The following is a 22,683-nucleotide window of genomic DNA, read 5'->3' as shown; positions in this document are numbered from 1 at the left end:
CGAGGTCTGCTGCGGGACGGGCTCGGGGACGGAGCCTCTGGTTCAACTTAGGTTAGCCTAACCTAAGTAACAGCGAGGAAGCCTTGCCTCTGCCGTGACTGTGATCACGTCGATGCCCCCGCACAACTCCCTGCGGGGGCAAGGGTGGTGGCTACTCCGCCGCGCGGAGCTGTTCCTCGTTCATGCCCTGGCGCCAGTACCCGACGAAGGTGATGCGGCGCCGGTCGATCCCGCGCTCCTGGACGAAGTGGCGGCGCAACGCCTTCACGCATCCCGACTCGCCCGCGATCCAGACGTAAGGGTGCTCGGCGGCCGGGAACCGGGCCTCCCGGAGGGCGTCCACGGAGCTCTCCCCGACCACCCAGGTGACCTCGGCGTCAGCCGCGGTCACCAACTCCCGTACGTTTCCGGCGTCGTGCGCCTCCAGCCAGACCCGGACGCGCTGTCCGGCCGGCAGGGACTCCAGGATCGACGCGACGGCCGGCAGGGCGCTCTCGTCACCCCACAGCACGATCAGGTCGGTGTCCCCGGGCGGCCGGAACCGGATCGCCCGGTTGTCGGCCAGGGCCGGGCCCAGCAGGACGACCCGGTCCCCGGCGCCGGCACCCGAGGCCCACGCGGAGGCGGGCCCGGCCGGGGTGTGCAGCACGAAGTCGATGTCGATCTCGGTGGTGCGCCCGAGCGCGTCCCGGCGAAGGGCCCGCAGCGTGTACGAACGCATCACCGCCCGCACATCGTCCGGCAGTTCACGCCACGCCTGCCACCAGCCGTCGCCGAGCTCGAAGGGCACCTGCGGCTCGCTCTGACCCGGCTGGGGCAGGAACAGCGACAGCGACTGGTCGTGCCCGTCGGAGAAGAAGTGCTCGAGGTCCTGCCCGGCGAAGGTGACCCGGACGAGGGACGACCCGACCCGCCGAGCCCGCACGACCCGAAGCGAGAAGAACCGGAAGGGCGCGACAACGGCGGTGGTCACGGGGGTGCTCCTGTAGACGTGGGGAGGGAGAACCGGCCTTGCTTTCCAGGGACGCGGGGCTGCGCCTGTACGCGGCCGCGCCGCGTGGGCCCGACCGGCCACAGCCGGGCCCACAGCTCACCCGCGACATCGAGCCGCCCTTGTCAGGCGACCTTCTTCGCGTTCTCGAGCGCCTCGGCGAGGTTCTCGAGCAGCGGCACACACTTCGCGTACGAGAGGATCGGCTCCGGCGACCGCGCGATGACCTGACCGGCCTTCACCGCGGGCAGCTTCTTCCAGGTCGCCTCGGTGATGTCGGCAGGCTGGATCGTCGAGGAGCGGTCGTCCATCATGATGATGTCGGCCGCGTACTTGTCGACGTTCTCCCAGCTCAGCGACTCGTACCAGCCGCCACCCTCCGCCTTCGCGCTCTCCGGCGGCTCGACGAAGTTCACGCCGAGGGCCTTGAAGTACTCCAGGTCGATGGAGAGGTTGGTGCCGGAGACGTAGAAGAGCGCCTCGCTCGCGGAACCGGCCAGCACCTTGATCTCGGGCTTGGCCTTGGCGGCGGCGCGCAGCCGGGCGGCCGCGTCCTCGAACTTCTTCTTGGCGTCGGTGACCGCGGCCGCCGTCATGTCGGCGCCGAGCGACTCGGCCAGCTCCCACATGCGCTGCAGCGGAGCGGTCAGCTGACGGTCGTAGACGGAGATGCCGACGCTCGGGGCGAGCTTGGCGATCTTGTCCTTGGAGGCCTCGGGGACGTACCAGAGGGTGCCGGCGTTGTCGAACATCGTGGAGATGAGCACCTCGGGCGCGAGGGCCGCGTACTTCTCGACGTTGAACTCGTCCCAGACGTTGCCGAGGACCGTCACCTTGGTGACGTCCATGTCGCCGGCCTGGACGTCGGCCTTGCCCGCGGCGGTCTTGGTCGGGCCGAAGACGCCCTTGACCTGGATGCCGTAGTCGTACAGGGCGGCGCCGACGCCGGTGAAGGCGACGATGTTCGCGGGGATCTTGTCGAGCTTCACCGTGGTGCCGCGGTCGTCCTTGAAGGTCCAGGGACCGGACTTGGCCGAGGCACTCGCCGACGACTCGGAGCCACTGCTGCTCGCGTCGTCGTCCCCGCAGGCGGCGAGGGCGGCACCGAGGCCCAGTGCGCCACCGACGGCGAGGATGCCACGGCGGGTGGGACGAGCGGCTCTGGCGTTGGGCATGTCTCTGGCTACTTTCGGACGGGGCGGATCACCCGAGGACGGTTCGAACGTAGGTTAGCCTAACCTCAGCTCGTGTCCAGAGGGTGGTTCCGGATCGCGGAACGCCCGCCTCGGCGCATGCCCGTTCGCTGTGTCCATCCTGTGGATCAAAGGTGTACGGGGTGTCAGGAGACTGGAACGGGGCTGGCTTTGTCACTCGCTCCGAGGATGTGAAGAGCGGTCGGGCGGCCTCGGGGCATGCCGAGGAGGCCTCCGTACCGGCCCGGATCGAGCGCTGCGGCGACCTCCTGTGCGCATCAGGTCAGCGGTGCCAGGTCGACTTCCGGCCATTGCGCGAACGCACCCCCGACGGCCGCCGCGGCCCAGCGCGCTCCATCGCGCCCTGGGCCCTCGGGGCTCAGCCGGGCAGCCCCAACTCGCGGGCGATCAGCATTCGTTGCACCTCGCTCGTGCCCTCGCCGATCTCCAGGATCTTGGAGTCGCGCCACATCCGGGCCACCGGGTACTCGTTCATGAAGCCGTAGCCGCCGTGCACCTGGGTGGCGTCGCGGGCGTTGTCGACGGCGATCGTCGACGAGTAGAGCTTGGCGACGGCGGCCTCCTTCTTGAAGGGTTCGCCGGCCACCAGCCGCGAGGCCGCGTCCCGCCAGGCGAGGCGGGCCGTGTGGGCCTTCATCTCCATGTCGGCGATCTTGAACTGGATGGCCTGGTTGGCACCGATCGGACGGCCGAACGCGTGCCGTTCCTTCGCGTACTTCACCGACTCGTCCACACAGCCCTGTGCGAGGCCGGTGGCCAGCGCCGCGATGGCGATACGCCCCTCGTCGAGGATCCGCAGGAACTGCGCGTACCCGCGGCCCTCCTCGCCCAGCAGGTTCGCCGCCGGGACACGTACGTCCGAGAAGGACAGCTCACGGGTGTCGGAGGCGTTCCAGCCGACCTTCGAGTACGGGCTCGCGACCGTGAAGCCCGGCGTACCGGACGGGACGATGATCGCCGAGATCAGCGGCCGGCCGTCCGGCTTCCGGCCGGTCACCGCCGTGACCGTGACCAGCCCCGTGATGTCCGTGCCCGAGTTGGTGATGAAGCACTTGGTGCCGTTGATCACCCACTCGTCCGTCTCGGGGTCGAGCCGGGCCGTCGTACGCGTCGCGCCCGCGTCGGAGCCGCCGTCCGGCTCGGTCAGCCCGAAGGCGCCGAGCATCTCGCCGGAGCACAGCCGCGGCAGCCACTCCCGCTTCTGCTCCGGCGTACCGAAGAGATGGATCGGCATGGCGCCCAGCGAGACGCCCGCCTCCAGGGTGATCGCCACGGACGAGTCGACGCGCGCGAGTTCCTCCAGCACGATGCCGAGCGCGAGGTAGTCGCCGCCCATGCCGCCGTGCTCCTCGGGGAACGGCAGCCCGAACAGGCCCATGCGGCCCATCTCACGGACGATCTCGTACGGGAACTCGTGCCGCTCGTAGAAGTCACCGATCTTGGGCGCGATCACGTCGTGCGCGAACTCCTCGACGGTGCGACGGAGTTCTTCCAGTTCGGGGGAGAGACGGTGGTCCATTTCGGGTCACTGCTCCTTGTGGGGCTGTGTCGTTGTGCCGCCGAGTGCTCGGACGGTGCGGGAAGGGCTGGGTCGGCCCAGTCGGCCGGCCATCCACTCGCTCGTGGCGACGAGACGGCCGAGGTCCACCCCCGTGTCGATGCCGAGGCCACGCAGCATCCACACAAGGTCTTCGGTGGCGAGATTGCCGGTGGCGGACTTGGCGTACGGGCAGCCGCCGAGTCCGCCCGCCGAGGAGTCGACGGTGGTGACGCCGTGCTGGAGCGCGGCGAGGGTGTTGGCGAGCGCCTGGCCGTACGTGTCGTGGAAGTGCACGCCCAGCGCGCCCGTGGGCACGCCGTGTTCGTTCAGCGCGGTCAGCAGGGCCCGGACGTGACCCGGGGTGGCCACGCCGATCGTGTCGCCCAGGCTCAGCTCGTCGCAGCCCAGGTCGAGCAGGGCCCGGCAGACCCGGACGACATGGTCCACCGGGACCGCGCCCTCCCACGGGTCGCCGAAGCACATGGAGAGGTAGCCGCGCACATGCACGTCCTGCGCCTTGGCCCGGGCCACCACCGGCTCGGACATCGCCAGCACCTCGTCCACCGAGCGGTTGAGGTTGGCCTTGGCGAAGGACTCCGTGGCGCTGGCGAAGACGGCGACCCGGCGGGCGCCCAGGGAGAGGGCCCGGTCCAGGCCGCGCTCGTTCGGCACGAGGACCGGAAGATCCACCCCGAGGTCCCGCACCAGCGGGAACAGCTGCTCGGCGTCGGCGAGTTGGGGCACCCAGTCGGGGTGGACGAAGCTGGTGGCCTCGATGGTGGTGAGGCCCGCGTCGGCGAGACGGTGGACGAACTCCGCCTTGACGGCCGTCGGAACGGCCGACTTCTCGTTCTGGAGGCCGTCCCGCGCGCCCACCTCGTGGATGCGCACCCGCGCGGGCAGGCCCTCGGCCGGTACGGCCATGGGAAGCGTCACTGTTCCTCCTGTGCCTCTGGCTGTGCCTCTGCCGGGGCGATGACGGCCAGCACCTGGTCCATGGCGACCGTCGTGCCCGGCGTCACGTCCAGTTCGGCGACCGTGCCGGCGTGCGGGGCGGAGATGACGTGCTCCATCTTCATCGCCTCGACGACCAGCAGGCTCTGGCCCGCGGTCACCTCGTCGCCGACGGCGACCTTCACCACCGTGACCGTGCCGGGCATGGGCGCGGTGAGCGAGTCGGCGCCCGCGTGGGCCCCTCGGGAGAGGGAGTCGGCGACCGGATCGTGGTCGCGCACGTTCCAGGCGTCGCCGTCCCGGCCGAGCCAGGTGCCGTCCGGCAGTGCGGCGAAGGACCGGGCGACGCCGTCGAGCCGGCAGGTGAACCGGGGATCCCCTCCCGGCGCCGGGAGCGGGCCCCCGGCGCCCCGCAGCGGGGTGTCCGCCCCGTCCGGCAGCACCTCGGCCGTGCCGTCCGCCGCGCCGCGCACGCGGACGGTCACCGGGTCGTGCCCCGGCACGTGCAGGTGGTGTGCCGTCCAGGCGGGCTCGCCGCCCAGCCGCCAGCCGTCCGCGACGGCGAAGGGGTCCACCCAGCCCGGGCCGGGCGTGGGCGAGAGCGCGGTCTGGCGCAGCAGCGCCGCCGCCGCGTAGACGTCCTGCGGTACGTCGGCCGCGACGAGCGTCGCGGCCTCCCGCTCCACCAGGCCCGTGTCCAGCTCGCCGGCCACCACCGCCGGATGGGCCAGCAGCCGCCGCAGGAACCCGGCGTTGGTCTGCACGCCCAGCGTGACCGTCTCCGCGAGGGCCGCCCGGAGCCTGCGCAGCGCGGTCTCCCGGTCCGGGCCGTGGGCGATCACCTTGGACAGCATCGGGTCGTAGAGGCTGCCGACCTCGGTGCCCTCGCTGAGCCCGGAGTCGGTGCGTACGCCGTCGCCCTGGGGTTCGCGCAGCCGGAGCACCGTCCCGCCGGAGGGCAGGAACCCGCGCGCGGGGTCCTCGGCGCAGATCCGCGCCTCGACCGCGTGCCCGGTCAGCCGGACGTCGTCCTGGCCGAAGGACAACGGCTCACCGGCGGCCACCCGCAGCTGCCACTCCACCAGGTCCAGACCCGTGACCAGTTCGGTGACCGGGTGCTCCACCTGGAGCCGGGTGTTCATCTCCATGAAGTAGTACGAGGACGGGTCGTTGCCCGGCACGATGAACTCCACCGTGCCCGCGCCCCGGTAGCCGCACGAACGCGCCGCCTGGACCGCCGCCTCGCCCATGGCCGCGCGGGTCTTCTCGTCCAGCAGGACCGAGGGCGCCTCCTCGATGATCTTCTGGTGCCGGCGCTGGAGGGAGCACTCGCGCTCGCCCAGGTGCACCACCTTCCCGTGGCCGTCGGCCAGCACCTGGATCTCGATGTGCCGGGGCCGGTCCACCCACCGCTCGACGAGGAGCGTGTCGTCCCCGAAGGAGGCGCGGGCCTCGCGGCGGGCGGCGGCGATCTCCTCGTCCAGCACGGCCAGGTCCCGTACCAGGCGCATGCCCTTGCCGCCGCCGCCGGCCGACGGCTTGAGCAGCACGGGAGTGCCGATCTCGCGGGCCGAGTCGGCGAGTTCGGCGTCGGTGAGTCCGCTGCCGCTGGACCCGGGCACCACCGGCACCCCGGCCGCCTGCACGGTCTCCTTGGCCCGGATCTTGTCGCCCATCAGGGAGATGGCGTCCGCGGACGGTCCGATGAAGACCAGCCCGGCGTCGGCGCAGGCGCGCGCGAAGCCCGCGTTCTCCGCGAGGAAGCCGTAGCCGGGATGCACCGCCTGCGCGCCGGTGCGGGCGGCCGCCGCGAGCAGCCGCTCCACCGACAGATAGCTCTCGGCCGCCGGCGCCGGACCGATGCGTACGGCGGTGTCGGCCTCCCGGACGTGCCGGGCGTCCGCGTCGGCGTCGGAGAAGACGGCCACCGAGCGCACGCCCAGCGCGCGCAGGGTGCGGATGACGCGGACGGCGATCTCGCCCCGGTTGGCCACAACCACGGTGTCGAACATCATTGCTCCCCTCCTCACATCCGGAAGACGCCGAACTGGGGGTCACCCAGCGGCGCATGGGCACAGGCGGTCAGGGCGAGGCCCAGCACCTGCCGGGTCTCCAGCGGGTCGATGACGCCGTCGTCCCAGAGGCGGGCGGTGGCGTAGTAGGCGTTGCCCTGCCGCTCGTACTGCTGCCGGACCGGTGCCTTGAAGGCCTCTTCCTCGTCCGCGGGCCACTCCTGGCCCCGCGCCTCGAGCTGGTCCCGCTTGACGGTCGCGAGGACCGAGGCGGCCTGCTCACCGCCCATGACGGAGATCTTGGCGCCCGGCCACATCCACAGGAAGCGGGGCGAGTAGGCCCGGCCGCACATGGAGTAGTTCCCGGCGCCGTACGACCCGCCGACGACGACCGTCAGCTTCGGCACGCGCGTGCACGCCACGGCCGTCACCATCTTGGCGCCGTGCTTGGCGATGCCGCCGGCCTCGTAGTCCCGGCCGACCATGAACCCGGAGATGTTCTGGAGGAACACCAGCGGGATCCCGCGCTGGTCGCACAGCTCGATGAAGTGGGCGCCCTTCTGGGCGGACTCGGAGAACAGGATGCCGTTGTTGGCGACGATGCCGACCGGGTGGCCGTGGATCCGGGCGAAGCCGGTGACCAGGGTCTGCCCGAACTCGGACTTGAACTCCGCGAAGCGGGAGCCGTCGACCACGCGCGCGATGACCTCGCGCGCGTCGTAGGGGGTGCGGGAGTCGACGGGCACCGCGCCGTACAGTCCGTAGGGGTCGACCTTGGGTTCGACGGACGGCCGCACCTCCCAGGGCAGGGGCCCGCGCGCGGGGAGTGTGCCGACGATGTTGCGGACGATCCGCAGCGCGTGCGCGTCGTCCTCCGCGAGGTGGTCGGTCACGCCGGACACCCGCGCGTGCACCTCGCCGCCGCCCAGCTCCTCCGCGGTGACGACCTCGCCGGTGGCGGCCTTCACCAGCGGGGGCCCGCCCAGGAAGATCGTGCCCTGGCCGCGGACGATGACGGCCTCGTCGCTCATGGCCGGGACGTAGGCCCCGCCGGCCGTGCACGAGCCCAGCACCGCGGCGATCTGCGGGATCCCGGCCCCGGACATCCGGGCCTGGTTGTAGAAGATCCGCCCGAAGTGCTCCCGGTCCGGGAACACCTCGTCCTGCATGGGCAGGAAGGCCCCGCCCGAGTCCACGAGATACAGGCAGGGCAGCCGGTTCTCGAGGGCGACCTCCTGGGCGCGCAGATGCTTCTTCACCGTCATCGGGTAGTACGTGCCGCCCTTGACGGTGGCGTCGTTGGCGACGATCACGCACGCGCGCCCGCCGACCCGCCCGATCCCGGCGATGACCCCGGCCGCCGGGGCCTGCCCCTCGTACATGCCGTCGGCGGCGAGGGGGGCGAGCTCCAGGAAGGGCGAACCCGGGTCCAGGAGGGTGTCGACCCGGTCCCGGGGCAACAGCTTCCCGCGCGCGGTATGGCGTGCCCTCGCCTTCTCCCCACCCCCCAGCCGGGCCGCGGCCAGCTTGCCGCGCAGCTCGTCGACGAGTGCGCGGTGCGCCGCCTCGTTGGCCCGCCAGGCCTCCGACGCGGGGTCTGCCGCGCTCGTCAGCTCCGGTGCCTGCTCCATCCTTGCGGTCCCCTCACCCAGTGATCGACTGTTAATGAGCGTTAACCATTTCCTTCAGGTTAACGACCGCTAACCTCCCTGTCTAGAATTGCCTTCATGGCCACGAGAACCGACGCCCCCACCCGTCGCGAGCAGATCCTCAGGGAGGCCGCGCGGCTGTTCGCCGAGCGCGGGTTCCACGGCGTGGGGGTGGACGAGATAGGCGCCGCCGTCGGCATCAGCGGGCCGGGGCTCTACCGGCACTTCCCGGGCAAGGACGCGATGCTCGCCGAGCTGCTGGTCGGCATCAGCGGCCGGCTGCTGACCGGCGCGAAGCTGCGCCTCCAGGAGGCCGACGGCGTGTCGCCCGAGGCGTTCCTCGACTCGCTCGTCGAGGGCCACATCGACTTCGCCCTCGACGACCGTCCTCTGATCACCCTGCACGACCGTGAGCTGGACCGCCTCCGTGACAGCGACCGCAAGCTGGTCCGCCAGCTCCAACGGCAGTACGTCGAACTGTGGGTGGAGGCCCTGCGTGCCGTGTATCCGGGCCTCGCCGAGCCGACCGCCCGCTCCGCGGTGCACTCCGTCTTCGGTCTGCTGAACTCCACCCCGCATCTCGGCCGGCCGGGTTCCCTGCCGGGGCGCGCGGCCACCGCGGCCCTCCTGCACCGGATGGCGAGGGGGGCCTTCGCGGCGGCCGCGGAGTGACGAGCGTTACCCCCGCCCCACCCTGGACGCTCTTCGTACTCGCCGGTACGGTTGTTCTCTGAGCAAGCGCTTAGCCAATGAGGGCCGCAACCATCAATTGAGCACCCCGACGGCGAGCAACCAGGTACGCGAGAGCGGCGCCGGTTTAGGCGCAAGGAAGGGTGGCGGCGGTGCGCCGTACGGTGTTCAACGAGGATCACGAGGCGTTCCGGGAGACCCTCCGGGCGTTCATCGAGGCCGAGGTCGTTCCCGTCTACGACGAGTGGTTCGCGGCCGGTCAGGCGCCGCGCGACTTCTACTACAAGCTCGCCGAGCTCGGCGTCTTCGGCATCCGCGTCGACGAGGAGTACGGCGGCGCCGGCATCGACTCGTACAAGTTCGAGGCCGTGCTGTACGAGGAGACCGCCCGCGCGGGTGTCTCCTTCGGCGGCTCCGGTGTGCACGTGCTGCTCGGTCTGCCCTACCTCAAGCTGCTCGCCACCGACGAGCAGAAGAAGCGTTTCCTGCCGAAGTTCGTCTCCGGCGAGGAGATGTGGGCGATCGCGATGACCGAGCCGGGCACCGGCTCCGACCTCGCGGGCATGAAGAGCACCGCCAAGCTCTCCGAGGACGGCACCCACTACGTCCTCAACGGCTCCAAGACCTTCATCACCGGTGGCGTGCACGCCGACCGCATGATCGTCTGCGCCCGTACCTCCGCGCCCACCGCCGAGGACCGCCGCCACGGCATCTCCCTCTTCGTGGTGGACACCAAGGCCGAGGGCTACTCGGTCGGCCGCAAGCTGGACAAGCTCGGCCTGAAGACCTCCGACACCGCCGAGCTGGCGTTCGTCGACGTCAAGGTGCCCGTCGAGGACCTGCTCGGCGAGGAGAACAAGGGCTTCTACTACCTCGGCCACAACCTCGCCTCCGAGCGCTGGGGCATCGCCTACGGCGCGTACGCGCAGGCCAAGGCCGCCGTCCGGTTCGCCAAGCAGTACGTGCAGGAGCGCGTGGTCTTCGGCAAGCCGGTCGCGCACTTCCAGAACACCAAGTTCGAGCTGGCCGCCTGCCAGGCCGAGGTGGACGCGGCCGAGGCCGTCGCCGACCGCGCCACGGAGGCCCTGGACGCGGGCGAGCTGACCCCGGCCGAGGCCGCCAGCGCCAAGCTGTTCTGCACCGAGGTCGCCCACCGGGTGATCGACCGCTGCCTCCAGCTGCACGGCGGCTACGGCTTCATGAACGAGTACCCGATCGCCCGCCTGTACGCGGACAACCGCGTCAACCGCATCTACGGCGGCACCAGCGAGATCATGAAGTCGATCATCGCGAAGGACATGGGTCTGTAAGCAGCCCGCAACCACGGGCCGCTACAACTAGACGCCATGAGCCAGGCACTACAGGATCTGCTCGATCTGCTCGACATCGAGCAGATCGAGGAGAACATCTTCCGCGGCCGGTCCCGCTCCGCCGTCGTCCCGCGCGTCTTCGGCGGGCAGGTGGCGGCGCAGGCACTGGTCGCCGCCGGGCGGACGGTCCCCGAGGACCGGCTCGCCCACTCCCTGCACGCGTACTTCCTGCGCATGGGCGACCCGGGCGCGCCCATCGTCTACACGGTCGACCGGATGAACGACGGCCGGTCCTTCACCGCGCGCCGCGTCGTCGCCGTCCAGCACGGACAGCCGATCTTCGCGCTGTCCGCCTCCTTCCAGCGGCACGAGGAGGGCTTCGACCACCAGACCCCCATGCCGCCCGCCCCGGACCCGGCCACCCTGCCGACCTCCGAGGAACGGCTGCGCGGCTACGCCCACCTCGATCCCGAGGTCGTCGAGCGTTTTCTGGAGGCCCGCGAGGCGGTCGACCTGCGCTATGTCGACGAGCCGCCGTACGGCCGGTTCGGCGCACCGCGCGAGCCGCACTCCCAGGTCTGGTTCCGCGCCAACGGCAAGCTGGCCGACGACCCGCTCCTGCACGTCGTCCTCGCCACCTACGTCTCCGACATGACGCTCCTCGACTCGGTCCTCCTCGCGCACGGGCGCGGCGGCTGGGCGGTCGGTGACGTGGTGGGAGCGTCCCTGGACCACGCGATGTGGTTCCACCGCCCGTTCCGCGCCGACGAGTGGCTCCTCTACGACCAGGAGTCGCCCTCCGCGCACGGCGGCCGGGGCCTCGGCCAGGCCCGCATCTACACCCAGGACGGGCGGCTCGCCGTCTCGGTGATCCAGGAAGGTGTGGTCCGCGCCCCCCGGGGCGGCTGACCACCCGGCGCCGCACCCGCGCGTGCGGCGCCCCCGGGACCCTCCCCGGCTCCTCCGGGGGATTCCTCCCCGGCCGGAGCGGCCCTAGTCGGTCAGCCCCGCCTCCGCCAGCAGGTACGCCGTCATCACGTCGTAGTGACGCGGGCTGACGACGTGGTCGTCGAGGGGGACCGCCACCTGGACGGTGCCCTCCGACTCGGCGATGAACAGCGCCGGGTCGTTGCAGTCGGCGTAACCGACGGAGTCGACGCCGTGCTGCCCGGCGTAGCCCGCCCAGCCGTGGTCGGCGACGACCAGGTCGGGCAGCGGCCGGTCCTCGCGTTCGAGCGCGGTGAGGATGGCCTTCATCGGCTCGCCCGAGTGGGTGTGCCAGAGCGTGGCGCCGTGTTCGAGGACCGCCACGTCGGCCAGCTGCCAGACGTACCCCTCGTCGGTCTGGAGCCCCTCCGGGATGACGACGATCTCGCAGCCGGCCGCGCGCAGGGCTGCGGCGGTGGCGCGGTGCACGTCGAGGAGACCACCGGGGTGGCCGGTGGCGAAGAGGACCCGCTGCCGTCCTTCGGCCGCCTTGCGCAGCCGGGCCGCGAGCCGGTCCAGGCCGTCGACCGTCAGCTCGGGGTCGATGGTGTCCTGGCCGTAGCGGTACTCGGGATCGTCGTTCACGCCGACCCGCTCCGCCATCACCGCGAGCACGTCCTGCTCGTCGGTCCAGCGGTCGCCGAGTTCCAGACCGAGCCAGAAGTTGCGGACACCGTTCGCGAGCTGGCGGTAGTGGGAGAGGTTGTTCTCGCGGGGCGTGGCGACGTCCCCGGCGATACGGGTTCTGACGAGGTGGTCGACGAGTTCGGCGCGGCTGGGCGTCCCGGGTATCGGCATGGTCTCCATTGTGAGGCAGCGGGCGGTGCGCGTCTGTGCAGTTCCGGACGCTGGGACACGCGTCACTCACTGTTGTTTCAGCGAGAACCACAGCTCCATCCGGACGTCCGGATCGTCCAGGTCGGCCCCCAACAGAGCCGCGCAGCGGGCGATCCGCTGCCGCACGGTGTTGCGGTGCACGGCCAGCGCCACCGCAGTACGGTCCCAACTGCCGTGCAGGGAGAGCCAGGTGCGCAGCGTCTCGAGCAGCGCGGCGCTCGCTGCGCTCGCCCGGATCGGGGCGAGGAGCGCCCGGGCGTGGGCCCGGGCCTCCTCGTCGGGCACCAGATCCAGAAGCCCGGCCCCGGAGCCGTGCCGGACGAGTGCCGTACGGGTGGCGCGCGCCCGGGCCAGCGCGCGGGCCGCCTGCGCGTCGGCGGCCGGCCAGTCGGCGGGGGCCGCGTCCGCGCTGACGCCGAGGGTCCAGCCCGGCTGCGGCTGCGGCGGGCCGTCGGCCGGGACGAGGACCCGTACGACGTCGTGCGCGAGGTCGACCAGCGGTGATCCGAGGCCGGCGCCCAGCGCGGAGGCCGCCACCGGGTCGAGGGCCTGCGTGTCCGGACGGGCGTGCACGACGAGCCACCGCTCGCCCCCCAGCAGCGGGGCCACCTCGGCGGGCGCGGCCCCCAGCAGCAGCCGTACGAGCGCCGACGAGCGGGCCGCCCCCGAGCCGCTCTGGTGCTCGCCGGTGAGGAGCGAGAGCAGGACGGCGGCGACGGAGGCGATGGTGTGGTCGCCGGGGTCACGCCGGGGCGCCGCCACCCCGAGCACGAACCCGCGGCCCGCCCCGAGCGCGTAGGCGGCGAGACGGGTCCCGTCGGGGGCGGTGTCGCCGGCGGTGACGGAGGCGCGGGAGAGGAGGAGGCGGGCGAGCCCGGCGAGGGCGGCGTCCGCGGACGTCCGGCCCGCCCCCGCGATCTCCGTCCCCTCCGGCCCGTACAGCACCGCGCGCCCCCCGACCCGCTGGGCGAGCTGCCGCAGGACGGACGGGACCGGATCCGGGCGGGAGGCGGCGGCCGCGAGGCTCTGCTGGGCCTCCGTCACCCGGCGCAGCTCGGCGGTGCGGGCCCGCTCCATCAGTTGCCAGACCGCGCGGGCCACGGCCGAGAACGTCGTCTGCGGGGGCACCTCCAGGAGCGGCAGCTCGTACGCCTCGCAGGCGGCGACCAGCGCCCTCGGCACGGTGTCGTGCACCGGCGCGACCCCGAACCCGAGCGCCGCGCCGCCCGCCGCGACGATCCGCGAGACATAGTCCGCGAAGTACGTCCCCGACCCGGCCGCCTCAGGGATGTGCACGCCCGCCGTCAGCAGCAGCTCGCCGCCCAGCAGATACGGGTACGGGTCGGCCATCTCCGAGGTGTGTGCCCCGTGCAGCACGGTGCCGGGATCGGCGGGCCCGGCGATCTGCCGCAGGGCGAGGTCCTCGCGGGCCAGCAGAGCGGCGAGAGGGACCGGTGGGGTGGGAGGTACGGCGGGGGGTACGGCGGGCTCCGACACTATGGACGTTCCCTCCACTGAGCACGGATCGAGTGGATGAAACGTACACTTCCAGGGCACTTTTCGGCCACCTAGGGTCAACTCCCGAACCACCTCAGCCATCGAGAAGGGTGGGCCCCATGGCCGTCGACTACACCGTGATCGCCGTCTATCTGGCCGGCATGCTGGCCATGGGCTGGTGGGGCATGCGCCGCGCCCGCTCGAAGAGCGAGTTCCTCGTCGCCGGGCGCCGCCTCGGGCCCGTCATGTACTCCGGCACCATGGCGGCGATCGTCCTCGGCGGCGCGTCCACCATCGGCGGCGTGGGTCTGGGATACCAGTACGGGCTGTCCGGCGCCTGGATGGTGTTCACCATCGGCCTGGGCCTGCTCGCCCTCTCCGTCTTCTTCTCGGCCCGCATCGCCCGCCTCAAGGTCTACACCGTCTCCGAGATGCTGGACCTGCGCTACGGCGGCCGGGCCGGTGTGATCTCGGGCGTGGTGATGTGGGCGTACACCCTGATGCTCGCCGTGACGTCGACCATCGCGTACGCCACCATCTTCGACGTCCTCTTCGACATGAACAGGACCGTCGCGATCGTCCTCGGCGGCTCGATCGTCGTCGCGTACTCGACGCTCGGCGGCATGTGGTCGATCACCCTCACCGACATGGTGCAGTTCGTGGTGAAGACGATCGGCGTCCTCCTGCTGCTGCTGCCGATCGCGGTCGTCAGGGCGGGTGGCTTCGGCGAGATGAAGGCGAAGCTGCCGACCGGCTACTTCGACCCGCTGGGCATCGGCGGCGAGACCATCTTCACCTACGTGCTGATCTACACCTTCGGCATGCTCATCGGCCAGGACATCTGGCAGCGTGTGTTCACCGCCCGCGGCGACCGGACGGCGAAGTGGGGCGGCACGGTCGCGGGTACCTACTGCCTGGTGTACGCCCTCGCCGGCGCCGTCATCGGCACGGCGGCCAAGGTGCTCTACCCGAACCTCGCCTCCGCGGACGCCGCCTTCGCCACGATCGTCAAGGACGAACTCCCGGTCGGCGTGCGGGGACTGGTGCTGGCCGCCGCGCTCGCCGCGGTGATGTCCACCTCGTCCGGCGCGCTGATCGCCTGCGCGACCGTCGCCAACAACGACATCTGGTCCCGGCTGCGGGGCGTCGCCGGCGCCGACGGCGAGGAGCGCGACGAGGTCAGGGGCAACCGCCTGTTCATCCTCCTGATGGGCGTCGCGGTGATCGTCACGGCGATCGCCCTGAACAACGTCGTCGAGGCGCTGACGGTGGCGTACAACCTGCTCGTCGGCGGACTGCTGGTGCCCATCCTCGGCGGACTGCTCTGGAAGCGCGGCACGGTCCAGGGCGCCCTCGCCTCCGTCGTGGCCGGCGGCGTCGCGGTGATCGGCCTGATGGCCGGTTACGGCATCCTCGCCAACGAGCCGGTCTACTACGGCCTCCTCGCCTCCCTGGCCGCCTACCTCGCCGTGTCCCTGGCGACCCCGGCCACCGACCCCGCCGTGCTGGCCGCCTGGCGCGAGCGACTGGCCGGACGGACCCCCGAGACAGCCGGAACCTCACCCGTCCCGGTGTCCCGGTAGACGTCCCAGTAGAGTCGTACGAGTAGTAGTACATACGCGACGAAGCGTAAGAAAGAGAGCATTTCCATGAGTGGCAACGAGACGCCCCGCGGCCCCGTCGACTCCTCCCGTGTCCCGCGGTACGCCGGCCCCGCGACCTTCGCCCGGCTGCCCCGCCTCGACGAGGTCGGCCGCGCCGACGTCGCCGTGGTGGGTGTGCCGTTCGACTCGGGCGTCTCCTACCGGCCGGGCGCCCGCTTCGGCGGCAACGCGATCCGCGAGGCGTCCCGGCTGCTGCGGCCGTACAACCCGGCGCAGGACGCCTCCCCCTTCGCCCTCGCCCAGGTGGCGGACGGCGGCGACATCGCGGTGAACCCGTTCAACATCCACGAGGCCGTGGAGACGATCGAGGCGGCGGCCGACGACCTGCTCGGCACCGGAGCCCGCCTGATGACCCTGGGCGGTGACCACACCATCGCGCTGCCGCTGCTGCGCTCGGTCGCGAAGAAGCACGGACCCGTGGCCCTGCTCCACTTCGACGCGCACCTCGACACCTGGGACACCTACTTCGGCGCGGAGTACACCCACGGCACGCCGTTCCGCCGGGCCGTGGAGGAGGGCATCCTCGACACCGAGGCGCTCTCCCACGTCGGCACCCGCGGCCCGCTGTACGGCAAGCAGGACCTGACCGACGACGAGAAGCTCGGCTTCGGCATCGTCACCTCGGCTGACGTGTACCGGCGCGGCGCCGACGAGGTCGCCGACCAGCTGCGCCAGCGCATCGGCGACCGACCCCTCTACATCTCCATCGACATCGACTGCCTCGACCCGGCGCACGCCCCCGGCACCGGGACCCCGGAGGCGGGCGGCATGACCTCGCGCGAGCTCCTGGAGATCCTGCGCGGCCTGGCGTCGTGCAACCTGGTCTCGGCGGACGTCGTCGAGGTGGCCCCCGCGTACGATCACGCGGAGATCACGTCGGTGGCCGCGTCCCACACGGCGTACGAACTGACCACGATCATGTCCCGACAGATTGCCGAGGCTCGCGCGAAGTGACTCACGACCACGACCTGGTGCTCCGCCCGACGGAGGCGCAGACCGCCGCTGCTCTGAACCCTCCCGCCGGCCGCAACGGCGGAGACCTGGTCGTGGAGACCCTGGCCGGGCTCGGTGCGACCACCGTCTTCGGGCTGCCCGGCCAGCACGCGCTCGGCATGTTCGACGCGCTGCGCCGCTCCTCGCTGCGGTACATCGGCCTGCGGGTGGAGAACAACGCGGGGTTCGCGGCGGACGCGTACGGCCGGATCACCGGCGAGGCGGCCCCGCTGCTGCTGTCGACGGGTCCGGGCGCGCTGACCTCGCTCGCGGCGCTCCAGGAGGCGGCGGCCGCCTCGGCACCGGTGCTGGCGATCAGCAGCCAGGTCCCGACCCCCGGCCTGGGCGGCGGCCGCCACGGCTATCTGCACGAACTGCCCGACCAGGCGGCCTCGTTCCGTGGCGTGGTGAAGTCGGTCCACACCGTCCGCACCCAGTCGCAGATCCCGTCCGCGATCGAGGCGGCCTGGAAGTCCGCGCTGAGCGTGCCGCACGGCCCGGTGTGGGTGGAGATCCCGCAGGACGTGCTCCTCGCGCAGACGCGGATCCCGGTGGTCACCGGCGGCGACGCCTTCCCCGAAGAGCTGCCGCCGCGCCCCGAACTGACCGCCGTGGCAGCCGACCTGCTGTCGAAGGCGGCCCGTCCGGCGATCATCGCGGGCGGCGGAGTCGTACGGTCGGACGCCTCGGGCAAGCTGAAGCAGCTGGCGGAGGTCCTGCAGGCCCCGGTGGTCACCACGCCCGGCGGCAAGGGGGCGTTCCCCTGGACGCACCCCCTCTCGCTCCAGTCCTGGATCGAGGACCGGCACACCACGGACTTCCTCGAGGACGCGGACGTCCTCCTGGTCGTCGGCTCGGGGCTCGGCGAACTCTCCTCCAACTACCACACGTTCAAGCCGCGGGGCCGGGTCGTCCAGATCGAGGCGGACCTGGGGAAGCTGGAGGCGAACCATCCGGCGCTCGGCATCCACGCGGACGCGCGACTGGCGTTGCAGGCGCTGCTCGAGACGGTGGAGCCGGTGGTGGAGCGGGCCCGGCCGGAGGCCGCCGAGCGCGTCCATGAGGTCCTCGCGAAGGTCTCCGACCGTATCGCCGCCCAGGAACTCACCCTGGAGCAGGAGGTGTTGGCGTCGGTCCGCAAGGCGCTGCCGGCCGACTCCCCGTCCTTCTGGGACATGACGATCCTCGCCTACTGGGCCTGGTCGGCCTTCGACGCGAAGGGCCCCAACCACATGCACTCGGCCCAGGGCGCGGGCGGCCTGGGCTACGGCTTCCCGGCGGCGCTGGGCGCGGCGGCGGCCGACCCGACCCGCCCGGTGCTGGCGGTGTCGGGGGACGGCGGCGCCCTGTACTCGATCGCGGAACTGGCGACGGCCAGGCAGTACGACCTGAACGTCACCTGGCTGATCGTCGACGACGGCGGTTACGGCATCCTGCGCGAGTACATGACCGACGCCTTCGGCGAGCCCACGGCCACCGAACTGTCCCGCCCGGACTACGTGGCCCTGGCGGAGTCCTTCGGGGTACCGGGGGTGCGCACGTCTCCGCAGACCTTGGAGGCGGACCTGGCGAAGGCCTTGTCCACGCCCGGTCCCTCGGTGGTCCTCCTCCCGGCGGTGCTGCGGATGTTCGCGCCCACGCACCTGTCCTAGGGGAGACCGTTGATACGGTCCCGCCATGTCTGAAGCACACGGATCACCCGGCCCCGTCACCGCCGACGACGTGCAGGAGGCGGTCCGGCTGGCGGTGGCCGCCCTGCGAGGGGCGGGGGAGGCCGACTGGGACGCCAAGGCCGGTTCCCTGGACTGGAGTTGCTGGGAGACCGTCGAGCATCTGGCCGACGACCTGTTCGCCTATGCCGCCCAACTGGGCCCGAGGGGCGCCCCGTCGGACACCGAGGTGCCCTTCGTGTGGCGCGCGGAGCGGCCCGGTGCGCCGGCGAACGTCGTCTTCGCCGACCGGACGGCCGGGGCGGCCGGACTCGCGCAGGTGCTGGAGGCCTGCGGGGCGTTGCTGACCGCGATGGTGCGGACGACGCCGGCGGACGTCAGGTCGCATCACGTCTTCGGGGCCTCGGACCCCGAGGGCTTCGCCGCCATGGGGGTCGTCGAGACGCTGGTCCATCTGCACGACGTCGCCGAGGGGCTCGGTGTCCGGTGGGAGCCGGACGCCGGACTGTGCGACCGGGTGCTGGCGAGGCTCTTCCCGGACGCCCCGGCCGGCACCGACCGGTGGCCCACCCTGCTGTGGGCCACCGGCCGGGGAGAGATCCCGGGTCACGCCCGTCTCACCCGGTGGCGTTGGTACGGCGCTCCCCGCGGTGAGGGCGAGCGGTAGGGGCGAGCAGGAAGGCGAGCGGAAGGCGGGAGCCGGGGTCAGCAGGCGCCGGGGCCCACCGCGTCGATCCGGCCGCCGAAGTCGCCCAGGTAGCGGGTGCGGTAGTCGGCGTTGAAGACGTTCCGCTTCTCCACCGGGCCCCAGTTGATGAAACAGGCGCGGGTACCGGAGACGAAGGAACCCACGTGGTCGTGGAGGGCGGGCGGCATGTCGCGGTAGCCGCTGCGGGCGGTCCACTCCCAGCTGCTGCCGCGGAAGTTCTCGCCGCTGTAGAAACAGATCGATCCGTCGGGACAGGACGGCGCCGCGGCCGCCGCCGAGGCGCTCTGGGCGGGCAGGGCGAGGGCGGTCAGGGCGAGAGCGGCGGCGAAGGACCAGGCGCGAAGCTTCATGAACGTCTCCGGGAAAGGGAGTCGGGATCGCTCCGGCGGATCTGCCGAGGCGCCCCCAGCCTCGCGTCCGGGCCGGGCGACATGCCCGGGACGAAGATCCGACTTCACCGGTGTGAGGGAACTAGTCGTTCCATCACACCAACGCCTCCTGCGGGTCTGCCCGTGCGCACCAAAAGGGGCTGAACTTCCGTGTCGTCACGGCAAGTTCAGCCCCTTCGCGGTCGCGCTGCGGGTCCTACCAGATCGCCTCGACCCACTCGGGGTGGTCGATGAACGGGTTGCGGTTGTGCTGGTAGGTGTCGTAGATGACCTGGTTGCGCTTCTCCTCGAAGGCGCTCGGCGGGTCCGCCTCGTTCCACGCCTTGAGGACGGAGAGCTTGCCCATGTACGGGTTGCTGCCGTTGCCGACCTTCTCGTTGGGCTCCAGGTTGGCGAAGCCGTCGTCACCCTCGTAGCGCACGGCCATGTAGAGGATCATGCGAGCCACGTCGCCCCGGTCCGCGGCGCGCGGCGCGAACGAGTCGGAGTCGACGGTGCTGCCGCCGCCGTTGGTGACCGCGCTGCCGCCGTTGTCGAAGTCCAGGTTGCCGCGGATGCTGTTGACCTGTACGTCCGCGGGGCGCAGGTGGTGCAGGTCCGTTCCCGGGCCGGTCACCTCGCCGAAGTCGCCGTGGGACTTGGCCCAGGTGTGCTCGCGGTTCCAGTCGCCGACGTCACCGCCGTTGAGGGACTTGGCTCGCGAGACACCGCTGTACAGCAGGATCACGTTGCTGCTGTTGTTCGGGTCCTGGTCGGTGGCCTTCAGAGCGTCCCAGACCGCGGAGTACGAGATCTTCGTCTGGCTGCTGATGATCGTGTGCAGCGAGGACTTCAGGCTCGTACCCGTCTTGCCGACCGCGTTCTTGTAGTACGTCGCGTCGTAGGCCGTCGTGGTCGCCGCGGCGGGGGTCGCGGTGAGCGCGGGCGCGGTGAGACCGACCAGGACGGCAGTGGTGGCAAGCGCCACCGACTTCCATCGGCGTATGCGTGTCGCCAGCATGTGGGGTGTCCGATCTACGCGGGTTGATTGGAGGCGGCAATCGGGAGAGTGACATGCACATGCGGTCATGGCAATGAATCTGACATGTCCATCAGGTGACGGGGACCGGCAAACTGCCCCTTGTCTACGCGAGTTGAACGCGCTTTCTCACGACGAAACGGCCCCTGACCGTCATGTCAGGGGCCGTTGCGGACCGTTGGGCCGTGCCGGTCAGCTCACGTCCGAGGCGTCCAGTCGGTAGACCGTCGACTGGTTGCTCTGCGACGAGGTGTCGGTGCCCGAGGCGTCCGAGCCGGAGGTCTCCGAGCCGGACGCGGACGTGGAACCGGAGCCGGACGCGGAGCTCGACGTCGAGCTGTAGGCGCTCTCCGGCACCGCCGTGCCGTTCTTCTGCACCCAGGCGGTGATCTCCTGGCTCAGGCTGCTGTTGCCGCCCATACCGCCGCCGCCGAGCTGGATGTAGTGCAGCTCGCCCTTCTTCACCAGTTCCTCGAGCTTGGCGAGGGTCATCGCCTGGTCGCTGCCGGTGAAGCCCCACATGGAGATGACGGGCTTGCCGCTGCTGAGGATCAGCTGGCCCGCGCTCTGCGAGTTGGAGACCGCGATCAGCCAGGTGGCGCCGTCCTGGTGCTTCTCCAGGTACGAGACGAGCTCGCTGTCGGCGCCGCCCATGCCGCCACCACCGCCCATCCCGCCGCCACCCGTACCGCCGCCGGGGCCACCACCGGTGCCGCCGCCCGGAGCCGTGCCGCTCTCGCCGCCGCCCTGGGCCCCGCCGGGCAACTCGCCGTTCGTGCCGCCCTGTTGGCCGCCCTGGCCGCCGCTCGGCGCGCCGCTGGGTGCGCCGCCGCCCTGCGGGAGTTCGCCGTTGCCGCCACCCGGCGTCATCTGGCCGTTGCCACCGCCGGGGAACTCGCCGCCCGCCTGGCCGCCCTGCTGGGTGCCGCCGGGCGCCTGGCCGCCGGGACCGCCGTTGCCGCCGCCGAAGCCGCCCCGGCCACCGCCGCCGCCGGGACCGCCCATGCCGCCACCGGTGGACGGACCCGCGGTCGGGTTGGTGCCGCCCATCATCCCGCCGGAGGAGCCGAAGGCCGGTGAGGCGGCGTACGCCGTCGGACCGGCGAGGGCCGCCACGATCGCCGCGGCGACGGACGCGCCGAGCAGCCGGACCCTGACGCCGGAGCGCGCGGACCGCAGGACGAACAGGCCCACGATCGCGAGGACCATGACCACGCCGACGACCGGCCACAGCCAGGTGTTCCAGCCGGTGGCGCGCCGCAGCAGCACGATCGCCCAGACACCGGTGACCGCGAGCCCCACGGGCAGCACCCACGACCAGCGGGCGTCACCGCCGCGCAGGGCACGCCACAGCATGACCCCGCCGCCACCGCACAGCGCCGCGATGCCCGGGGCGAGCGCGGTCGTGTAGTAGGGGTGCATGGTGCCCTCGGCCATGGCGAAGGTCAGGTAGTGCAGCACCAGCCAGCCGCCCCACAGCACCAGCGCGGCGCGGGTGGGGTCGGTGCGCGGGGCCCGGCCGCGCAGCACCAGGCCCGCGACGAGCGCGATGGCCGCGAAGGGGATCAGCCAGGAGATCTGGCCGCCGAGGACGTCGTTGAACATCCGGCCGATGCCCGCGGTCCCGGCGAAGGATCCGCCGCCTCCGCCGCCCCCGCCGTTGCCCTCGCCGCCGAGCACCCGGCCCAGGCCGTTGTAGCCCATGATCAGGTCCCAGGCGCTGCCGTCGGTCGAACCGCCGATGTACGGCCGGTCGTCGGCGGGCACCAGGGACACGGCGGTTGCCCACCAGAAGCTGGCGACGGCCAGTGCCACGGCGGCCAGCGCCAGGTTCACGGCCTTCTTCTTCCAGCCCAGCCTCGACGCGTACAGGTACACGGCGAAGACGGCGGGCAGGGCGATGTAGCCCTGGAGCATCTTGGTGTTGAAGGCGAGCCCGAAGCAGACCGCGGAGCCGAGGAGCGGCAGCAGCCGGTCGTCGCGGGTGGCGCGCAGGGCGAGAGCAGCGCCGGCCACCATCAGCAGGACGAGGACGGTGTCCGGGTTGTTGTCGCGGTTGATGGCGACGGTGATCGGCGTCAGCGCGAGCACGAGGGCCGCGACGGCGGCGGCCGCGTGTCCGAAGACCCGCTTCACCGAGGAGTGCAGGATCCAGATCGTGCCCAGCGCCGCCGCTACCTCCGGCAGCATCATCTGCCAGGTGCCGAACCCGAAGATCCGGCAGGACAGGCCCATGATCATGAGCGCGAACGGCGGCTTGTCGACGGTGATGAAGTTCCCGGCGTCCAGCGAGCCGAAGAACCACGCCTTCCAGCTCTGCGTACCGCTGTAGATCGCGGAGCTGTAGAAGCTGTTGAGGCTCGACCCGGACAGGTTCCAGGAGTACAGCACGCCCGCCAGGATCATGATCGCGATCAGCGCGGGCAGCGACCAGCGCGGCGCCCTGTCCGGCGGGGGTGCCGCGGGGGCCGTATCGGAGGTCGTCGGCGGTGACCGGTCCGGGGACACGGCGGGGGGCACGGGCGGCTGGGGGAGTGGATCGGTGGCAGATGTCACCCT

The 22,683-nt window shown here is 71.8% G+C and carries 18 protein-coding genes; 7 read left to right on the top strand and 11 right to left on the bottom strand.

The annotated features are described in order from the left end of the window. Window positions 1-151 precede the first annotated feature (151 nt). The 6 genes from OG736_RS17100 to OG736_RS17075 form a co-directional block, all read right to left on the bottom strand. Window positions 152-973 (bottom strand): siderophore-interacting protein, encoded by an 822-nt coding sequence (locus OG736_RS17100; RefSeq protein ID WP_327183221.1) that lies wholly within the window; start codon window positions 971-973, stop codon window positions 152-154. Between the two features lie 143 nt (window positions 974-1,116). Then, window positions 1,117-2,166 carry an ABC transporter substrate-binding protein gene (locus tag OG736_RS17095; protein WP_327183220.1) on the bottom strand — a complete coding sequence of 350 codons (1,050 nt, stop codon included), beginning with the start codon at window positions 2,164-2,166 and terminating at the stop codon, window positions 1,117-1,119. A 397-nt stretch (window positions 2,167-2,563) separates the two neighbouring features. After that, entirely contained in the window at window positions 2,564-3,724 is a 1,161-nt protein-coding gene (locus OG736_RS17090; RefSeq protein ID WP_327183219.1) for an acyl-CoA dehydrogenase family protein, read from the bottom strand. A gap of 6 nt (window positions 3,725-3,730) precedes the next feature. Continuing rightward, on the bottom strand, window positions 3,731-4,669 hold the full coding sequence (locus tag OG736_RS17085; protein WP_327187627.1) for a hydroxymethylglutaryl-CoA lyase: 939 nt from the start codon (window positions 4,667-4,669) through the stop codon (window positions 3,731-3,733). An 8-nt stretch (window positions 4,670-4,677) separates the two neighbouring features. Next, window positions 4,678-6,711, bottom strand: a complete 2,034-nt coding sequence (locus OG736_RS17080; protein WP_327187626.1) for an acetyl/propionyl/methylcrotonyl-CoA carboxylase subunit alpha — start codon at window positions 6,709-6,711, stop codon at window positions 4,678-4,680. A gap of 14 nt (window positions 6,712-6,725) precedes the next feature. Beyond that, window positions 6,726-8,342, bottom strand: a complete 1,617-nt coding sequence (locus OG736_RS17075; RefSeq protein ID WP_020131776.1) for a carboxyl transferase domain-containing protein — start codon at window positions 8,340-8,342, stop codon at window positions 6,726-6,728. Between the two features lie 96 nt (window positions 8,343-8,438). On the opposite strand from OG736_RS17075, the gene OG736_RS17070 reads away from it, so the two are divergent. The 3 genes from OG736_RS17070 to OG736_RS17060 all read left to right on the top strand — a co-directional run bounded on the left by OG736_RS17070 (window position 8,439) and on the right by OG736_RS17060 (window position 11,269). Then, a complete protein-coding gene (locus OG736_RS17070; protein ID WP_327183218.1) occupies window positions 8,439-9,032 on the top strand; it encodes an SACE_7040 family transcriptional regulator in 594 nt (197 codons plus the stop codon). 170 nt (window positions 9,033-9,202) lie between these two features. Further along, entirely contained in the window at window positions 9,203-10,360 is a 1,158-nt protein-coding gene (locus OG736_RS17065) for an acyl-CoA dehydrogenase family protein (RefSeq protein ID WP_171397439.1), read from the top strand. Window positions 10,361-10,396: 36 nt separating this feature from the next. Next, complete coding sequence (locus OG736_RS17060; protein WP_327183217.1) at window positions 10,397-11,269, top strand: acyl-CoA thioesterase; 873 nt, start codon at window positions 10,397-10,399, stop codon at window positions 11,267-11,269. A gap of 84 nt (window positions 11,270-11,353) precedes the next feature. Here the strand turns inward: OG736_RS17060 and OG736_RS17055 are convergent, their stop codons facing one another. Together OG736_RS17055 and OG736_RS17050 are read right to left on the bottom strand one after the other, a co-directional pair. Then, the gene (locus OG736_RS17055) at window positions 11,354-12,145 is read right to left on the bottom strand and encodes a phosphatase (RefSeq protein ID WP_327183216.1); all 792 of its coding nucleotides are present in this window, start codon (window positions 12,143-12,145) and stop codon (window positions 11,354-11,356) included. Window positions 12,146-12,211: 66 nt separating this feature from the next. Continuing rightward, window positions 12,212-13,699: a PucR family transcriptional regulator gene (locus tag OG736_RS17050; protein ID WP_442817043.1), complete on the bottom strand. Its 1,488-nt coding sequence runs from the start codon at window positions 13,697-13,699 to the stop codon at window positions 12,212-12,214. Between the two features lie 101 nt (window positions 13,700-13,800). Here OG736_RS17050 and OG736_RS17045 point away from each other — a divergent pair, with 101 nt between their 5' ends. From OG736_RS17045 to OG736_RS17030, 4 genes are all read left to right on the top strand, one after another. Beyond that, entirely contained in the window at window positions 13,801-15,264 is a 1,464-nt protein-coding gene (locus tag OG736_RS17045) for a sodium:solute symporter family protein (protein ID WP_327183214.1), read from the top strand. A gap of 66 nt (window positions 15,265-15,330) precedes the next feature. Next, window positions 15,331-16,299: an agmatinase gene (speB, locus tag OG736_RS17040; RefSeq protein ID WP_054240122.1), complete on the top strand. Its 969-nt coding sequence runs from the start codon at window positions 15,331-15,333 to the stop codon at window positions 16,297-16,299. Continuing rightward, window positions 16,296-17,990, top strand: a complete 1,695-nt coding sequence (locus OG736_RS17035) for a thiamine pyrophosphate-binding protein (protein WP_327183213.1) — start codon at window positions 16,296-16,298, stop codon at window positions 17,988-17,990. The genes speB and OG736_RS17035 overlap by 4 nt, the downstream gene beginning before the upstream one ends. Window positions 17,991-18,015: 25 nt before the next feature. Further along, window positions 18,016-18,675, top strand: a complete 660-nt coding sequence (locus OG736_RS17030; protein WP_327183212.1) for a DinB family protein — start codon at window positions 18,016-18,018, stop codon at window positions 18,673-18,675. 38 nt (window positions 18,676-18,713) lie between these two features. On the opposite strand, the gene OG736_RS17025 is transcribed toward OG736_RS17030, so the two are convergent. The 3 genes from OG736_RS17025 to OG736_RS17015 all read right to left on the bottom strand — a co-directional run bounded on the left by OG736_RS17025 (window position 18,714) and on the right by OG736_RS17015 (window position 22,680). Continuing rightward, window positions 18,714-19,067, bottom strand: coding sequence for a peptidase inhibitor family I36 protein (locus tag OG736_RS17025; protein WP_327183211.1), 354 nt, complete (start codon window positions 19,065-19,067; stop codon window positions 18,714-18,716). A 235-nt stretch (window positions 19,068-19,302) separates the two neighbouring features. Beyond that, the gene (locus OG736_RS17020) at window positions 19,303-20,106 is read right to left on the bottom strand and encodes an endonuclease I family protein (protein ID WP_028807161.1); all 804 of its coding nucleotides are present in this window, start codon (window positions 20,104-20,106) and stop codon (window positions 19,303-19,305) included. A gap of 210 nt (window positions 20,107-20,316) precedes the next feature. Continuing rightward, a complete protein-coding gene (locus OG736_RS17015) occupies window positions 20,317-22,680 on the bottom strand; it encodes a mannosyltransferase YkcB-related protein (RefSeq protein ID WP_442817042.1) in 2,364 nt (787 codons plus the stop codon). Window positions 22,681-22,683 lie beyond the last annotated feature (3 nt).

Origin of the sequence: Streptomyces sp. NBC_01334, from assembly GCF_035983595.1 — a bacterium.
Taxonomy (GTDB): Bacteria; Actinomycetota; Actinomycetes; order Streptomycetales; family Streptomycetaceae; genus Streptomyces; species Streptomyces coriariae.
This window is presented reverse-complemented; position numbering and strand designations above follow the sequence as displayed.

Excerpts from the sequence above, each read along its gene's own strand:
- OG736_RS17095 (WP_327183220.1), bottom strand. The coding sequence starts at position 2,166 with ATGCCCAACGCCAGAGCCGCTCGTCCCACCCGCCGTGGCATCCTCGCC.
- OG736_RS17085 (WP_327187627.1), bottom strand. The coding sequence starts at position 4,669 with ATGGCCGTACCGGCCGAGGGCCTGCCCGCGCGGGTGCGCATCCACGAG.
- OG736_RS17020 (WP_028807161.1), bottom strand. The coding sequence starts at position 20,106 with ATGCTGGCGACACGCATACGCCGATGGAAGTCGGTGGCGCTTGCCACC.
- OG736_RS17075 (WP_020131776.1), bottom strand. The coding sequence starts at position 8,342 with ATGGAGCAGGCACCGGAGCTGACGAGCGCGGCAGACCCCGCGTCGGAG.
- OG736_RS17080 (WP_327187626.1), bottom strand. The coding sequence starts at position 6,711 with ATGTTCGACACCGTGGTTGTGGCCAACCGGGGCGAGATCGCCGTCCGC.
- speB (WP_054240122.1), top strand. The coding sequence starts at position 15,331 with ATGAGTGGCAACGAGACGCCCCGCGGCCCCGTCGACTCCTCCCGTGTC.
- OG736_RS17030 (WP_327183212.1), top strand. The coding sequence starts at position 18,016 with ATGTCTGAAGCACACGGATCACCCGGCCCCGTCACCGCCGACGACGTG.
- OG736_RS17045 (WP_327183214.1), top strand. The coding sequence starts at position 13,801 with ATGGCCGTCGACTACACCGTGATCGCCGTCTATCTGGCCGGCATGCTG.
- OG736_RS17060 (WP_327183217.1), top strand. The coding sequence starts at position 10,397 with ATGAGCCAGGCACTACAGGATCTGCTCGATCTGCTCGACATCGAGCAG.
- OG736_RS17025 (WP_327183211.1), bottom strand. The coding sequence starts at position 19,067 with ATGAAGCTTCGCGCCTGGTCCTTCGCCGCCGCTCTCGCCCTGACCGCC.
- OG736_RS17070 (WP_327183218.1), top strand. The coding sequence starts at position 8,439 with ATGGCCACGAGAACCGACGCCCCCACCCGTCGCGAGCAGATCCTCAGG.
- OG736_RS17090 (WP_327183219.1), bottom strand. The coding sequence starts at position 3,724 with ATGGACCACCGTCTCTCCCCCGAACTGGAAGAACTCCGTCGCACCGTC.
- OG736_RS17055 (WP_327183216.1), bottom strand. The coding sequence starts at position 12,145 with ATGCCGATACCCGGGACGCCCAGCCGCGCCGAACTCGTCGACCACCTC.